This window comes from Paraburkholderia sp. UCT2 (genome assembly GCF_014397665.1).
Classification (GTDB): domain Bacteria; phylum Pseudomonadota; class Gammaproteobacteria; order Burkholderiales; family Burkholderiaceae; genus Paraburkholderia; species Paraburkholderia tuberum.
Window position 1 is genome coordinate 12,117 of the sequence record NZ_VZQO01000022.1, and the last position, 14,071, is coordinate 26,187.

General features: G+C 65.4%; 15 protein-coding genes. 5 read left to right on the forward strand and 10 right to left on the reverse strand.

From position 1 onward, the window contains the following. Positions 1–17: 17 nt before the first annotated feature. Complete coding sequence (locus F6X39_RS19305) at positions 18–965, reverse strand: L,D-transpeptidase (protein WP_187617741.1); 948 nt, start codon at positions 963–965, stop codon at positions 18–20. A gap of 450 nt (positions 966–1,415) precedes the next feature. Here F6X39_RS19305 and nadE point away from each other — a divergent pair, with 450 nt between their 5' ends. Then, positions 1,416–2,276, forward strand: a complete 861-nt coding sequence (gene nadE, locus F6X39_RS19310; RefSeq protein ID WP_187617742.1) for an ammonia-dependent NAD(+) synthetase — start codon at positions 1,416–1,418, stop codon at positions 2,274–2,276. A 111-nt stretch (positions 2,277–2,387) separates the two neighbouring features. Here the strand turns inward: nadE and F6X39_RS19315 are convergent, their stop codons facing one another. From F6X39_RS19315 to F6X39_RS19335, 5 genes are all read right to left on the reverse strand, one after another. Continuing rightward, positions 2,388–2,654 (reverse strand): RNA recognition motif domain-containing protein, encoded by a 267-nt coding sequence (locus F6X39_RS19315; RefSeq protein WP_184036671.1) that lies wholly within the window; start codon positions 2,652–2,654, stop codon positions 2,388–2,390. A gap of 427 nt (positions 2,655–3,081) precedes the next feature. Beyond that, complete coding sequence (locus F6X39_RS19320) at positions 3,082–3,432, reverse strand: hypothetical protein (protein WP_187617743.1); 351 nt, start codon at positions 3,430–3,432, stop codon at positions 3,082–3,084. A 79-nt stretch (positions 3,433–3,511) separates the two neighbouring features. Next, the gene (locus F6X39_RS19325) at positions 3,512–4,186 is read right to left on the reverse strand and encodes a hypothetical protein (RefSeq protein ID WP_184068094.1); all 675 of its coding nucleotides are present in this window, start codon (positions 4,184–4,186) and stop codon (positions 3,512–3,514) included. Positions 4,187–4,369: 183 nt separating this feature from the next. Next, a complete protein-coding gene (locus tag F6X39_RS19330; protein WP_187617744.1) occupies positions 4,370–6,034 on the reverse strand; it encodes a S10 family peptidase in 1,665 nt (554 codons plus the stop codon). An 80-nt stretch (positions 6,035–6,114) separates the two neighbouring features. Continuing rightward, entirely contained in the window at positions 6,115–7,674 is a 1,560-nt protein-coding gene (locus F6X39_RS19335) for a protease pro-enzyme activation domain-containing protein (protein ID WP_187617745.1), read from the reverse strand. A 311-nt stretch (positions 7,675–7,985) separates the two neighbouring features. Between F6X39_RS19335 and F6X39_RS19340 the strand changes: the two genes are divergently transcribed. Then, on the forward strand, positions 7,986–8,498 hold the full coding sequence (locus tag F6X39_RS19340; RefSeq protein WP_184036655.1) for a DUF1993 family protein: 513 nt from the start codon (positions 7,986–7,988) through the stop codon (positions 8,496–8,498). Positions 8,499–8,533: 35 nt separating this feature from the next. Here F6X39_RS19340 and F6X39_RS19345 read toward each other — a convergent pair whose 3' ends face one another. Then, a complete protein-coding gene (locus tag F6X39_RS19345; protein ID WP_187617746.1) occupies positions 8,534–8,722 on the reverse strand; it encodes a hypothetical protein in 189 nt (62 codons plus the stop codon). 145 nt (positions 8,723–8,867) lie between these two features. Then, positions 8,868–9,548, reverse strand: coding sequence for a LysE family translocator (locus F6X39_RS19350; RefSeq protein WP_187617747.1), 681 nt, complete (start codon positions 9,546–9,548; stop codon positions 8,868–8,870). A gap of 156 nt (positions 9,549–9,704) precedes the next feature. Between F6X39_RS19350 and F6X39_RS19355 the strand changes: the two genes are divergently transcribed. Further along, positions 9,705–10,175: an Lrp/AsnC family transcriptional regulator gene (locus tag F6X39_RS19355; protein WP_184071377.1), complete on the forward strand. Its 471-nt coding sequence runs from the start codon at positions 9,705–9,707 to the stop codon at positions 10,173–10,175. 86 nt (positions 10,176–10,261) lie between these two features. After that, on the forward strand, positions 10,262–10,495 hold the full coding sequence (locus F6X39_RS19360; RefSeq protein ID WP_187617748.1) for a hypothetical protein: 234 nt from the start codon (positions 10,262–10,264) through the stop codon (positions 10,493–10,495). 70 nt (positions 10,496–10,565) lie between these two features. Here F6X39_RS19360 and F6X39_RS19365 read toward each other — a convergent pair whose 3' ends face one another. Both F6X39_RS19365 and F6X39_RS19370 read right to left on the reverse strand, forming a co-directional pair. Continuing rightward, entirely contained in the window at positions 10,566–11,042 is a 477-nt protein-coding gene (locus F6X39_RS19365; protein ID WP_090806238.1) for an OsmC family protein, read from the reverse strand. A 47-nt stretch (positions 11,043–11,089) separates the two neighbouring features. Next, positions 11,090–11,473 (reverse strand): hypothetical protein, encoded by a 384-nt coding sequence (locus tag F6X39_RS19370; RefSeq protein ID WP_187617749.1) that lies wholly within the window; start codon positions 11,471–11,473, stop codon positions 11,090–11,092. A gap of 151 nt (positions 11,474–11,624) precedes the next feature. Between F6X39_RS19370 and F6X39_RS19375 the strand changes: the two genes are divergently transcribed. Then, positions 11,625–13,628, forward strand: a complete 2,004-nt coding sequence (locus tag F6X39_RS19375; protein ID WP_187617750.1) for a bifunctional DedA family/phosphatase PAP2 family protein — start codon at positions 11,625–11,627, stop codon at positions 13,626–13,628. The last annotated feature ends 443 nt before the right edge of the window (positions 13,629–14,071 follow it).

Below are 14,071 nucleotides of genomic sequence, written 5' to 3' on the forward strand. Positions count from 1 at the left end.
TTGCCACCAAGCGCCCGTCAGTCGGCCGTATCCGCGCGCGCGGGCATTTTCGCTCGCGCAACCGCGCCCGGTGCTGGCGACCACGCCGGCCGACTCTTGCGCTGCGAATCGACCACGACGATAAAACGCCCCGCCCACGGCATGATCTGCCGGTCGCTTTTCAGCACCCACAGCGATTGGCCGGAATCGACGAGCTGCGCATAGGCTGCGTCGAGAATCCCGTAGTGATCGAGAAACGTGTTCAGCGATGCGGGAATCCGCACGCAGCCCTTCGAATGACGAATGCCGAGCAGCGGTTCGAGCCGCTCGGGGTCGGTCGCGTGCATCTGGAAGCGCATCTGCGACATGCCGCCCTTGCCCCAGCCGCGTTCACCCTGCGCCCAGCCGAGGTCGAAGATGCGCATATCGCGCCGTCCGTAGCCACGAATATGGTTTTCGTTCTGCGTGCCCTCGGAGCGGAAATCCATGTTGTCGGGCGTATGTTCGAACACGCCGAGCGGCGTGATGAAGTGGTCGTACTCGCCGGGCCGTCCCGTGGATACCGGCGATGCGCCGATCATCTGCCAGTTGTCGGCGGGCGCCGGCCGGAAGTAAATCAGGAGCGCCTGCACGTTCGCATTGCGATCGACGAGCGCCACGTACTCGCCCGACAGATTGCCAAGCTCGTTCTCATTGAGCGCCGTCTCCAGACGGTCGGCGTACGCTCGCTGCGCCGCGACGGGCAGTCTGAGCCGGCGCGTCACGTCCCGCGCAAATACGTCGCGCAGCAGGAACGCGCGGCGCGGATCGACGACGCCAGCCGCGTCGGGCGCGGCGATGGTGGCGGCGTCGATCGTGGGCAACGGCCGGCTCGCGCCATTCCATGCGTTGGCCGGATTGGCCAGATTCACCGTATGCGCCGCTGATGTCGCGGATGCAGGTGACTGAGCGCTACCGGGCGCCGCCGCATGAACCGGCGCCGCCATCGCACCGGCACTCGAGACGACGGCTGCGCAAACCCACGCGCAAATCCTCAGGCGGTTCAATCCAGGCTGGCCAGGCCGATCTGGGTATCTCATCGCGTCTTGGAGCAAACATGATTATTATTGATCGCACGCCGGGTCCCTGCGGCGTTCGGCACGACCGATGTTACTCAGCGAAGCGAGGCGTGTCGATGAAAATACCTTCTAACCTGCGAACTCTTCAAAAATGATCGGCTATTTTTCGACGATCGACATGCCAGCGAAAATGCAATTAATACGCAATTAAATCGGTCATCGGAAAATCAAACCCCAAAAGGCAATATACGATTTCGTTCGACGAAAGGTAGACCGAAGACGGCGGCACGTGCGGATACTCACGCCGTTTTTCAACCTGCTTGCAATCTGTTTCAAGCCACTTCAATCGCTTTTTCTCTCGCGAGGACAACAACGATCATGGCTCAATCCGATCCAGCCGCGCGCCAGGCCCGCATCGCGACCGAAATGCACGTCGCCGCCGAATTCGACGCAAGCCGCGAAATCGAGCGCCGGGTCGATTTTCTGGCGAACTATCTGCGCAACAGCCACCTGAGAACTTATGTGCTCGGCATTAGCGGCGGCGTCGATTCGACTACGGCCGGGCGTCTCGCGCAACTCGCGGTCGAGCGTTTGCGGGCGAACCATTACGACGCGAGTTTCGTCGCCGTCCGTCTGCCTTACGGCAAACAACGCGATGAAGCGGATGCGCTCGATGCATTACGCTTCATTCGCGCCGACGAAAATCTGACTATCGATATCAAACCCGCAGCCGATGCGATGCTCGAATCGCTCGATAAAAGCGGCGTGTCGTTCAAGGACGAATCCCAGCGGGATTTGGTGCACGGCAATATCAAGGCGCGCCAGCGGATGATCGCGCAATACGCGGTGGCTGGCGCGCGCTCGGGCGTCGTGATCGGAACGGACCACGCGGCCGAATCGGTGATGGGCTTTTTCACGAAGTTCGGCGACGGCGGCGCCGACGTGCTGCCGCTCGCCGGGCTCAGCAAGCGCCGCGTGCGTGCGGTCGCGAATACGCTCGGCGCGCCCGACGCGTTGGCGCATAAGGTGCCGACCGCCGACCTCGAGATGCTGCGGCCGCTTCGTCCCGACGAAGAAGCGTATGGCATCCCATACGACGCGATCGACGATTTTCTCGAAGGCAAGCCGGTCAGCGATACCGTGCGTGACGTGGTCCTGCAGTTTTACAACGCGACGCGTCACAAGCGGGCGCTGCCGTATACGCCGTTCGATTGGCCGGCGTCGCCGGATGAGCAATGATGCGCCCGCGAACGGCGCTCTCAAACGAATAAAGGCGGTGGACATGCGCGCGTCGTCGCGCCTGTCCACCGCCTTCGAAAACAATTGAGCTTACTGCGCCACCCGCGGCGCTTACTGCTCGGGCGGCGGTTCGTCGCTGAACAGATCGGCGCTCGCTTCGAGCGGCTGGCCACCCAGTTGCTTGCCGTGAATCTGCCGCGCGATCACGTCGCCGACATACGGCACGCTCGCGTCGAGTTCGACCGTCGCGTAGGCGCCGGGCTTGCCGGCGTCCACCACCTCGACGTGTTTCGCGTAACGGCCGAGTTCGCGCTTCAGAAATTCCCGCACGTCCTGCTCGCTGCACGATTCGGCGATATTGCGCACGGTCAGGTTCATGCGGCCTACCCTCGCCGCGCCTGGCGGTCCGTCCGTCGGTCAGCGCTTGCGATACGCACCGGTCGCAGCGCGGCACGCTGCTTCGTCTGAGTCGCGCCGAGTGCGCGAAGTGCGACGACGCCGGTCGCGCCGGCCAACCCCATAGCGAGCCATGACAAGTAGAAGGCCATCGTTCAAATCTCCTGTGCGAATTGCATCCTGTTGTCAGGATAGCCCGCTTCGACAGCGAACACACTGTGACGCAGTGTCGTAGGCAATGGCGAAACGTCCCCTTCGATGCACTGTACCTGAATCGGTCGCGCCAATCCGGGGAAGACATCGGCTGCCTCAGCACCTTGCATGCCTGGCCAGCCCCGGCCCGGCACGCAGACCTATCGTCGAAGGCAGCGTGCGGGGGACATGGGCAAAGGCGGACTGATCGCGCCGATCAGTCCGCCGCTTGCACGTTCGCCGCGCTCACCCACCAGGCATTCTTACCTTGCGGCAGACGGACCAGCACCGCGGAAGGATCCTCGACGCCGTCGTCGGCGACCTGGCATACCGGCAGGCCGTCGGGCAGACGCTTCACTTCGCCTGCGGCCTCGAACAGCGCGATTCGCTGCGCATCCAGCGGGCGCAGTTGCCGATACACGTCGAAGCTGAGCGCCGCGGGCACGTCGCCGCGAATCTCGAGCTCATTGGCGCGCGCGCAATGCGCGGGCGCGACGGCAACCGCGGCGGCGCTGCCGCTCAGGCAGCCGATCGTCAGCGCGACGGCGGCGAGACGGGAATGGGTCATCGTGTTTCTCCGAAAAAAGTGAGGGGCAGCGAACCGTGGTTCCGCGAGGAATGCGCAAGCGTGCGGACGCGCGGCGCGCTCAACGCTGGCGGGCATGCGCGTCGCCGCGTCGGCTGTCTTCGCTGTCGACGCCATCGTCGTCGCGAGTCGCGAACTCGAGCCGGCTCACGTCGCAGGACGCCTGGCCAAAGCCCGCATACACCGCCGACCAGTTGCCGACGATCACCGCTTGCGCCTGCGCGAGACTCAGCTTGCCTTCGCAGACGCAACGCTTGAGCAGCGCCGCCGCGCGTGCCTTGCGGCGCTCGCCCTGCGGGCCGGACCACGGCAACAGATCGAGATTGGCCGGCGCATCGGGCGATCCGCCGAGCATGATCGGCACACGCCGGTCGAGCGCGAACGCGGCGACGTCATCCGCATCGATGCCGCGTGCGGCAAGCATGCGATCCTTGTGCGCCATCAGTTCGTCGAACGGCGGCGCGACGGTTTCCGCATAACCGGGGCGGCAAATCGTCTGGCCGATCGACTGCTGGGTCACGCGTTCGTCGAGCACGGCGCTCGGTTGCGCGGCGGCATCTCCGATGCGCAGCGCGAGCAGTGCGCCAACGGTGACGAGCAGCGCACGGTGCGTGATGCGCACGCGCGGACGAAGGACGCGCGTGCGTCCGAGCCGCGGCGCGTTGGCCGCGTCATTGCTGCTGGTCGTGTCGCGGGAAAGACCGCGCCGATGGGTGTCTGCGATGCCTGCGTTCATTCGTCGGCGCGCCGGCGGCGGCACGCGGTAGTTCAATTCGCAAGGCAATTAAAACACATTCAATATGGATGAGTACAAAAGCCGGACATGAGGGCGCGGCGTTTGCTGGCTCGCGGCAGCCGCCGCGAGCCAGCGCAGACCAACCCAGCGCGACGTCGCGATGAGTGGGGCGCCCCGCCGCCTCTACTTCGCCACCCGCGCCTGCAACGCGCGGATCCGCCCGAGCGCCTGCGCGTTCGACACCGTCTCTTCGTACATCTTTGCGAGGTCGGCTTTCAGCGCGGTGCGCGAACCGCCATCGAGATACACCATATGCCCCGATGGATAGAACCGTGCCGACAGGTTCTGCCGCACCTGCTGACTGACCAGCGGCATCTGCTGCAGATCGAGCACGGTTTGATAGAACGGCGTGACGAAATCGAAAAAGCCATTCGCCGACAGCACCTTGAGGTCGGGATTGAGCGCCATCACGGCGGCAAGGTCGCCGGCCGTGTACAGAATGATGTTGCCTGTCGAGTCGAGACCCTTCTGCGCGCCGGTTGGATCGATATGGCCGAAATCCCAGTACTTGAACGCCTGATCGTTGAGGTCGGTGAACGACGAGTTCGACGTGTACTTCAACTGCTCGTTCAGATAGACGTTCCACATCGTCGTGTAGACGCCGGTGACCGCGGTCATCGTCGGATCGTTGCCGCCGGAGTTCGGGTCGATCTTGCCGGCGATGCCGGTGTCGATCGCGGTCACGCGGCCGTCGTAGGCGCCGAGCGCGAGGCCTTGCGACTTCAGCAACGTGGTCAGGAACAGCGAATTGCCGCGGCTGTCGTAGCCCGCGATGTCGAGGCTCCACGCGAGCAGCGTCGTTTTGTCGATGCCGGTGTATTCGCTGAGCTTTTCGGTGGTCGCGGAATCTGTGGTCGGGAACTTGCGCAGCGCGGCCAGGTAGTCGGTGCGCGCGAACTGCGCGACCTCCTCGGCGAACGCGCCGAGATCGGTCGGCCGCGGCGCGACGCCGAGCTTCTTGTGATACCACGCGTCAGCGGCCGCCGTGGGCAGCGCGCCGACCGGATTGCCCGATTGCGTGTAATCGAGAATCGACGATTGCAGCGTAATGCCGTTCAGATCGACCCCATCCTCGTGCAGCCGGTACGCGAGCACGCAGCTACGCGCCGTGCCGTAGGACTCGCCGAATAGATACTTCGGCGAATTCCAGCGGCTGTTCTTCGTCAGAAAACGCTTGATGAACTGCTTGATCGAATCCGCGTCCTGATCGACGCCCCAGAAGTCGCGATTCTTCTTCGGCGCGATCGCCGCCGAATAGCCGGTGCCGACCGGATTGATGAACACCAGGTCGCTCTTGTCGAGCAGACTGTCCGGATTGTCTTCGAGTGAATAAGGCGCAGGCGGCGTGAACCCCGGCATCGACGTCTTGATGCGGCGCGGCGCGAACGAGCCGAGCAGCACGAATACCGACGACGACCCCGGCCCGCCGTTATAGAAAAACGTGACCGGCCGCGTTTCTTCCTTCTGATGGTCCTGCGTGAACGCGACGTAGAACATCCTCGCCGACGGTTGCGAGCTGCTCGGATCGACGATCACCAGATGGCCCGCGGTCGCCGTGTAGTCGATCTTGTGGCCGCCGATCGTCACCGAATGATGCGTGATCGCGGCCGTCTCGACTGTATCGGTAACCGAATCGTCCGGGCCGTTGCCATAGGCGACCGGGTCGAAGAGCGGCTGGTCGCCGGCCTTGTGCGGCGTGCTCGTGGCGGTGGACGCGCCTGCCGAGGCCGTGGCATGCGTGTTGTGCGGCGAATGCTGGCTACCGGAAGCTGATTCTGTATTCGTCATGATCGCTCCAAGGGTTCGTTTTACTTGCCATGCGTCCTCGTTCTTACGTCTCGTTGTTGTGTTATGCGCTGTGTTGCAGACTATAGTGCGCCCGCCACCTTCCCGCCATTGGGGCTGCCCAGTCCCGTGCAGGCGTCCCACCCCTTCGACGCCGCGAAGCTGCCGTTGTTGCCCTGCGTGATGTCGTTGCAGACGCCCGGCGCCTTGTACAGCTTAGCGTTGACGAAGCCGGCCGGCTGTCCCTTCGCCGCGTTGATGCGCGCGATCAGCGCCGCCCACAGCGGCGCGACCGCGCTGGTGCCCCCCACCACCGTTTGCATTCCGTCGACCAGCACGTCGTAGCCGGTCAACGGCGAGGCATCGCCCGCGACATCCGGCACGCCGCGCCCGCCGAGCGGCTGGCCGCCGCCGCCCGTCGCCGTGACCGACAAACCCTGCTGCCACGCCGGCACCGGAAACGCGCTGCTCACCCCGCCGCCGCTGGCCCCGCCCTGCTCGCCGTCGTTCCACACGACCTCGCGCGTGATCGCCGAACCGGACGAGCTCAGGTGCGTGCCGCCGCAGGCGAGCACATACGGGCTCGACGCCGGGAAGTCGACCGCGTCGCCGCCGCCCGAGCCGTCGCTCGACCCGCTGTCGCCCGAGGCCGCGCAGATGGTCACGCCGAGCGCCGCCGCCGATTGCAGTACGCTGTTGAGCGCCTGCATCGACTGGCTGGTCCACACTGATTCCGGCGCCCCCCAACTGATCGAGATCACCGACGGCTTGTTAGTTGTGTCGTGCACCGCGCGGCTCACCGCGTCGATGAAGCCGGCGTCGCTGTTCTGCGTGAAGTACACGGCGATGGCCGCGCCCGGCACGATTGCGCCGACGATCTCGATGTCGAGCGTGACCTCGCCGTCCGGCCCGTTCGGATCGCCGCTCGGCTCGTTGCCAGCCTGATCGACGCCGACCGGGGTCACGGTCGGCTCGCTTACACCGAGGCTCGAGAAATAGGTCTTGAGGTCCGACGTGTTGTAGCCGCCGCCGAGCTCGATGATGCCGACACACTGACCGCCGCCGTCGCCTTGCGGAAACTGGTAGAGCGAGGCGAGCTGCGGCGGCGAGTACGACGTCTGCCCGGCGCGCGCCGGCACGAACGGCGGCCGGATGCGAAAGTGCGGACGCGCCTGCGGCCGGTTGTCGAGTCCGAGCACCGCCTCCACGACGCCATGCAGATCGTCCGGCACGCTGAGCGTGCCGGTGCGGCCACGGAACTGGCCGGCCGTGTGATGCTGGTAGAGCTCGAGCTTGACCTCGAACGCGCTCTGGAATTGCGCGATCGTGCCGCTCAGCAGCACCGAGCGCGCCGCCGGATCCTCGCGCGCGACGGTGAGCCCATGCGCGGCCGCGAACGCGCGGACCTTCGCGATGTCATCGGGCGCGGCGCCGTAGTCCTGGGCGAGCGCCTCGCGCGACAACGGCTTCACGCTCGCGTCGCCGGCTTCGATGCGTTTCATCAAGGCGTCGAACTGCGCCTGCTGCTGGCGGCGCAGCATCACGAAGACCTCGATCCGCTCGGCGGGATCGCATTGCCCGATGACCGTCGTGCCCTGCGCGACCTTTCGCTCGCTGCCCGGCAATGGATGCTTGGTGACCATGGTATCGACTCTCCTGTTAGCGTGGCTTCGCACGCGGTCATGCACGACCGCGCGGCCCGGCGGCGGCCAGGCACGCCACGCGCCTGCATGAAGCGCATCGTGGCGATACGCGGCAGGGGTTGTTCAAGAACTTCGAACACGCGTCCGACCAAAGCATTCGAACACAGTTCCGGCCAGCGCGACAGTCGTCCGCATGGCCAGGGTCTAATGCGCGGCGTGGATGCGACACGCTATGATGCTGAAGCGGCATTCCCGCCGTTTCATTGCCGCGCGCGCCGCCTGCGCGCACGATCGAGAAATCAGAGGAACCCATGTCAATTTCGATGTATCAAGCATCACTGCCTGTGCTGATTCGCGGCCTCACGAACCTGCAGGCCATCCTGGGCAAGGCCGAAGCGCACGCGGCCGCAAAGCAGATCGAACCGTCGGTGTTCACGAATGCCCGGCTCGCGCCGGACATGCTGCCGTTCGTGCGCCAGGTGTATATCGCGAGCGATACCGCGAAGGGTTGCGCGGCGCGCCTCGCCGGCGTCGAGCCGCCGAAGTTCGACGACGTCGAGCAGACTTTCGATGAACTGCAGGCCCGTATCCAGAAAACGATCGATTACCTGAAGGAATTCAACGCGGCGCAGATCGACGGTTCGGAAAGCCGCACCATCACGATGAAACTGCGGACAGGTCCGATCGAGTTCACCGGAGCGTCATATCTGTTCGGTTTCGTGCTGCCGAACTTCTATTTCCACGTGACGACCGCGTATGACATCCTGCGTCATAACGGTGTCGAGCTCGGTAAGCTCGACTATCTGGGCGGGATGCAGCAGTAAACGGAGCAGGCGGGTCGTCGATCGCGCGGCCGCCCTCACGTGTGCAGGCGCGGCTGGAATGCGATCTCCGCCATGCCGGCCAGCGTCAGCGCGACGCCTGCCGCGTCCCACAGCGTGGGCCGCACCTCGTCCACGACCCACAGCCACGCAAGCCAGCGCCACGGCAGGTAACAGCCGGGAATCTCGGCGACAGCGGTCACGACATACAGCAGGAAGGTTTGCATCGATGAGCGTGAGAAGGTGGTTGTGTCGCCGCGCGTGCGCGCGGCCGGCTGCGCTATCGGCTTTATTAACACAATCACCTGGCACCGCGGCCTTTGCATCGGCTGTACGCGCACGCGCGACGAATGCAAAAGCCAGCTCCGAGTTTCAATCCAGCGAAAGCCGCAGCGCGAAGCCGATCAACGCAGCCGAGAAGGTCCACCGTTGTACGGTCTGCGCCAAAGGATGGACGCGCATCCAGTTGGCGATGCGCGCAGCGCCGATCGCATACAACGCGTCGAAGCATGCGCCGATCACGAGCAGCACGACACCAAGCTCGATCATCTGCCACGCTACCGGCCCCGCTTCCGGCCGCACGAATTGCGGCAACAGCACCGAGCAGAACAGTAGCGCCTTCGGGTTGAGCAGGTTCGTCAGCAGACCTTTGACGAACGCGGTCCGCAACGGCCGCACCGCATTGCCCGCATCGCTCGACGCAGTGGATTCCACTCGCGGGGCGCCGGCCGCTTGCCTGTCGCGCGACCCGGCCGGCAATGCGAACCCGGGCGAGCGGAAGATTTGAATCCCCACCCACGCGAGATAGACCGCGCCGGCATAGCGCACCGCGTCGTACAGCCACGGCGCGTTGCGCAGCAGCGCCGCCATGCCGCACGCCGACAGCGTCACGTGCGTCGCGCGCGATACGCCAAGCCCCACCGCGGCCGCGAAGCCGCTGCGCACGCCGCGCGCGATGCTGGTTTGCAGGATCAGCGCCATGTCCGGCCCAGGCACCGCATAAACGACAATCAATGCCGCCACGTAGACGGCCAGCAGGTGAGCGGAAATCATCGGAGCCTCCTTGTTGTTCGAGGCTCCATGTTGCTATCGGATGCGGAGCGTTTGCTGGCGATTTTCATTCCTCTGCATTCAAAAAATAGCGGAATGCGCTAATATTTCGACATCTGGCGACGCCTTCCACCACCCTGCAGCCCCCCCCTCCTTACCATGTCCACGGACGATCTCGACAAAACCGATCGCGCGATTCTCGCCGCGCTGCAAAACGACGGCCGCATGTCGAATGCGCGTCTCGCCGAGATGGTCGGCCTCAGCGAGACGCCTTGCGCGCGGCGTCTGAAACGTCTGGAGAACGATGGTTACATCGACTGCTACCGCGCGGTGCTGTCGCGCGCCGGGCTCGGTCTGGGCGTGATCGCGTTCGTGCTCGTGCGCTTCGCGGTGCACGACCGCGTGGTGGCCACGCGCTTCGAGCGCGAGGTGCAGGCGATCCCGCGGATCCTGTCGTGCCACAACGTGTCGGGCAGCGCGGACTACATCCTGCAGATCGTCGCGCGCGACCTCGACGACTACGGCACGTTCATGCGCGACGAACTGCGCGGCCTGCCGGGCGTGACGTCGGTGGAATCGGCGTTATCGTTGCGCGAAGTGAAAGCGTTTGGCGGTCTGCCGCTGTCCTGAGCGCGAACGTGGCATAGTCCCCCCTTTAGTCCCCTTTTGAAGCGGCACGAGCCGTTCCGACGCAACCCGACGACCCCGGAGTTCTCATGGATCACGACAAGGCGCGAGCCGAAGAAACCGCCGCAATGGAACGCGTGTTGACCGCCACCAAGCGGGTGCAGACGGCGTTCGCGTCGTTGCAATCGCAATTCCCGCCGGCAGGCAGCGGCAAGCCCTCGCAATTTGCGTTGCAGACTTTCGACGCCGCGCTGCAGGAACTCGAAGACGCACAAGCCGAGTTCGACGAACTGCTCGGCGATCTGCTCGACGGCAATCGTTGAGCGCTAGCGAGCGTCTGGCCGGCGCCCCGCTCGCCAGCCGGCTCGCACGCTTCGCGCCGCCGCATACGCGTTAACGCGCGTCCGTCTCCACCACCGGCTCGCAGAGAATCGGAAAATTGACGGAGTTCGCGACGTAGCACTTCTGATGCGCGACGTGATGCAGATGCGTGGCCAGTTCGACATCGCCGCTCGCGCGGATCGTCACGCGCGGGCGCAGCACGATCTGCGAAAAGCGGCCTTCCTGCGCGGTATCGAGCATCGTGCCTTCGGCGTCGTCGCGATAGTCGAGCACGACGATGCCCGCCTCCGAGCACAGATGCAGATACCACAGCTTGTGACACGCGCTCGCCGACGCGACCAGCAGGTCCTCGGGATTCCAGCGCGTCGCGTCGCCGAGAAACGCCGGATCCGACGAGCCCGGAATGTCGGGCTTGCCGCCGGAAGAAATCACGTGATCGCGGTCGTAGTCGCGGTAGCCGGAGGTGCCGCTGCCGCGGTTGCCGGTCCATTTCACCGATACGTGGTACTTGTGCTCGCCGTGCGCCATTCGCTTCCCCTTTGGTCGGATCGGACCTGCATTCTATCCGCGCGACACTAGCGCGGCGGCGCCGCGCGGCCGGTCACGTTCGGCGCGCGTGGGTCGGGATTCATATAGAGCGCCGTGCCGTTCGCGCGCATGTTGTTGGGCGCGGCGCCCGAGCCGGTCGCGCCACCCGAGCCGAGCCCATACGAGCCGCCCGCCGACATGCCGGGCCCCGGTATGGCACTCGGACTGACGCCGGTACCGATGCCCATCGCGCCGCCGACATCCGCATTGCCGCTGCCCCCGCTGGTGCCCGCGTTCGTGCCCGCATGAGTGCCGTTCTGGCTGCCGCCAGGATTGCCCGGTTGCTGGGCCTCTACCGTTGCAGCGGCCCCCACCGTCAACAGCGCCGCAAGCAACGCCGACCACACGATCCCACCTGTTGCTGTCTTCATAGCTACCCTCCAACCGCATCGATCCGCCGAGCACGATATCTATTCTGAGCCGATCGCGCGATCGATGCAGCGGCGCCGCTCCCGCCCGCGCCCACGGCATGTCCGTGCGCGTTATGATCGATCGTTACGCCCGAACGGCCGATCGCGCACGATGGAGCACGCCTACATCCACCTTTTGCATCTGCTCGCCGGCCACTCGACGTGGATGCTCGCGGTCGTTTTCCTCGCCGCTTTTTTCGAAGCGATCGCCGTCATCGGCACCTTCGTCCCCGGCAGCACCGCGATGTTCCTCGCCGGCGCGCTGACGGGCACCGGCTCGCTGAGCCTTGCCTGGGTCTTCGTGTGGGCGATCGTCGGCGCGGTCGCCGGCGACGGCGCCAGCTTCTGGCTCGGCGTTCGCTACAAGGAGCGCATCGTCACGCTGTGGCCGTTCCGCGCACACCCCGGCGTACTCGACGCGGGCCAGCGCTTCTTTCTGAAGCATGGCGCCAAGAGCGTCGTGCTCGCCCGCTTCATCGGCCCGCTGCGGGCGATCGTGCCGGTCGTCGCGGGCATGATGGGCATGCGGCCGCTGCGCTTCCTCTCGATCAACGTGCTCTCCGCGTTGCTGTGGGCGCCCGCGCACATCCTGCCCGGCGTCGTGTTCGGCGCGTCGGTGCTGCTCGCGGGGGCGGTGTCGTTCCGGCTCGTCGTGATCATCGCGATGCTGGCGTGCATCGTGTGGCTCAGCTTTCGCGGCGCTGGGTTTCTGGTATCACACGCGAATGCCTGGTCGAGCGCGGCAGGCCGCCATCTCGGCAGCTGGGCATGCCACCATCCGGGTCCGCTCGGCCGCATCGCGCGCCGCATGCTCGACCCCGACACGCCCGATGCGACCCACCTGCTCGCGACGTCGCTGATCGTGCTGGTGGCCGGCGCGCTTTTCTTCGGGATCCTCGACGACGTCGTCAGCGGCGATCCGCTGACGACCATCGACCTGTCCGTTTATCACTTTCTGCAATCGATACGCACGCCGTGGGGCGACACGTTGCTCGCGGCGCTCGCGACACTCGGCAGCGGCATCACACTGTTCGCGCTGGTCGTCACGGTTGCCCTGTGGATGGTGTGGGAGCGGCGCTGGCGCACGATCGTCTACTGGCTCGCGGCGGTCGTGTTTTCGCAGCTGCTGATTCTCGGCCTGCAACTCGCGATGCGCCGCGCCCCGCCCAACGAACTCATGAGTGGCCACTTCGTGTTTCCGAGCAATCACGTCGCCGCGACGGTGATCATCTACGGCTTTCTCGCGTTTCTGCTCGCGCGCCGGATCGGCAAGCTCGGAGGCGTGCTGGTTGCCGCCGCCAGCATCATCGTCGTGATCGTGGTCGCGCTCGCGGGCGTCTACTTCGGCCGCTACTGGGTGTCCGACGCGATCGGCGGCGCGGCGCTCGCGTGTGTGTGGGTCGCGCTGATTGCGCTGACGGCGATCTGGCGGCATCCGCGGCCGCCGCCGCCGCGCCGTTTCATGCCGCTCGTGGTGCTCGCGGTCGTAGCGCTCAGTGTCGGCCTGCAGCTCGGCCTCGCAATGCCGACGCCGCCGGACGGCGCGCCGCAACCACCCCCCGTGCAGTTCACGCAGACGCAGTGGAAGCTCTCCGGGTGGAAGCGGCTGCCGTGCTTTCGCTCCGACATGGGCGGCGATCGCAAGGAGCCGCTGACGCTGCAATGGGTCTCCGAGCCCGCTTCGATACGCGAGCAGTTGCGCGCGCAGGGCTGGGTCGAGGGCACCGACGTATCCGCGCACAGCCTGCTGTCGCTCGCTTCGCCCGACGTCGCGGCGGTGTCGCTGCCGGTGCTGCCGAAGCTGAACAATGGCGTGCCGTCGTCGCTGGTCTTCATGCGACCGGGCAATTCGCGCGAGGAACGCTACGTGCTTCGCTTCTGGCCGAGCGGCTACGCGGTCGACAACGGCACCTCCGCGGCGCCGCTTTGGGTCGGCGCGTTCGCGCACGAGCGGCTGACGCGGCCCTCCTGGCCGCTGAACATTCTGCACATCGATCACGACGCGAGCCCGTTCGACGCGCCCACCAGGTCGGGCGCCGAGCTCGGCGCGACGGTTCTCGCGGAGGTCGATTGTCACGGCGTGCCGGTGTCGCTGCTGGTCTCGCCGAGGCAATGAGCTGCACATCCAGGCACATCCAGGCAACTTCAGGTATCTCAGGCATCCCCAACTCGACGATTCGATAAAGGAGACAACCGTGGGCCGCTTCGGAAGTCCACATCGACGTACCCGGCGCCGTCTATCAGCAATTGGCGCCACGGGCGAAACGCCTGCTGCGCCATATGCCGCGCGTGAGCGAACTCGACAATGCAAGCGCGCCGGAGCAATACCGGAAATTCGCCTATTGAAGAAAGCATTCAGTCGCCGCATTGGCCGCGCAACGAATTGTCACGAAAGCGAATCGCCAATTGACGCGCAATTGCCATAACGGAAATGACTGAGGCGAACGCGGGGATACACCGGGTCGCGAATGACAATCGATTTGACATTTAAGCCTTCGTTGCGCAAATGCAACGACACACCGGCATTATCCCCACTTCCCCCCGCTATTTGCACCGATA

Coding starts and splice junctions, on each gene's coding strand:
- F6X39_RS19325 (WP_184068094.1), bottom strand. CDS start 4,186: ATGAACGCAGGCATCGCAGACACCCATCGGCGCGGTCTTTCCCGCGAC.
- F6X39_RS19305 (WP_187617741.1), bottom strand. CDS start 965: ATGGCGGCGCCGGTTCATGCGGCGGCGCCCGGTAGCGCTCAGTCACCT.
- nadE (WP_187617742.1), top strand. CDS start 1,416: ATGGCTCAATCCGATCCAGCCGCGCGCCAGGCCCGCATCGCGACCGAA.
- F6X39_RS19365 (WP_090806238.1), bottom strand. CDS start 11,042: ATGGCGCACGGCGAGCACAAGTACCACGTATCGGTGAAATGGACCGGC.
- F6X39_RS19375 (WP_187617750.1), top strand. CDS start 11,625: ATGGAGCACGCCTACATCCACCTTTTGCATCTGCTCGCCGGCCACTCG.
- F6X39_RS19355 (WP_184071377.1), top strand. CDS start 9,705: ATGTCCACGGACGATCTCGACAAAACCGATCGCGCGATTCTCGCCGCG.
- F6X39_RS19340 (WP_184036655.1), top strand. CDS start 7,986: ATGTCAATTTCGATGTATCAAGCATCACTGCCTGTGCTGATTCGCGGC.
- F6X39_RS19315 (WP_184036671.1), bottom strand. CDS start 2,654: ATGAACCTGACCGTGCGCAATATCGCCGAATCGTGCAGCGAGCAGGAC.
- F6X39_RS19350 (WP_187617747.1), bottom strand. CDS start 9,548: ATGATTTCCGCTCACCTGCTGGCCGTCTACGTGGCGGCATTGATTGTC.
- F6X39_RS19370 (WP_187617749.1), bottom strand. CDS start 11,473: ATGAAGACAGCAACAGGTGGGATCGTGTGGTCGGCGTTGCTTGCGGCG.
- F6X39_RS19320 (WP_187617743.1), bottom strand. CDS start 3,432: ATGACCCATTCCCGTCTCGCCGCCGTCGCGCTGACGATCGGCTGCCTG.
- F6X39_RS19360 (WP_187617748.1), top strand. CDS start 10,262: ATGGATCACGACAAGGCGCGAGCCGAAGAAACCGCCGCAATGGAACGC.
- F6X39_RS19335 (WP_187617745.1), bottom strand. CDS start 7,674: ATGGTCACCAAGCATCCATTGCCGGGCAGCGAGCGAAAGGTCGCGCAG.
- F6X39_RS19330 (WP_187617744.1), bottom strand. CDS start 6,034: ATGACGAATACAGAATCAGCTTCCGGTAGCCAGCATTCGCCGCACAAC.
- F6X39_RS19345 (WP_187617746.1), bottom strand. CDS start 8,722: ATGCAAACCTTCCTGCTGTATGTCGTGACCGCTGTCGCCGAGATTCCC.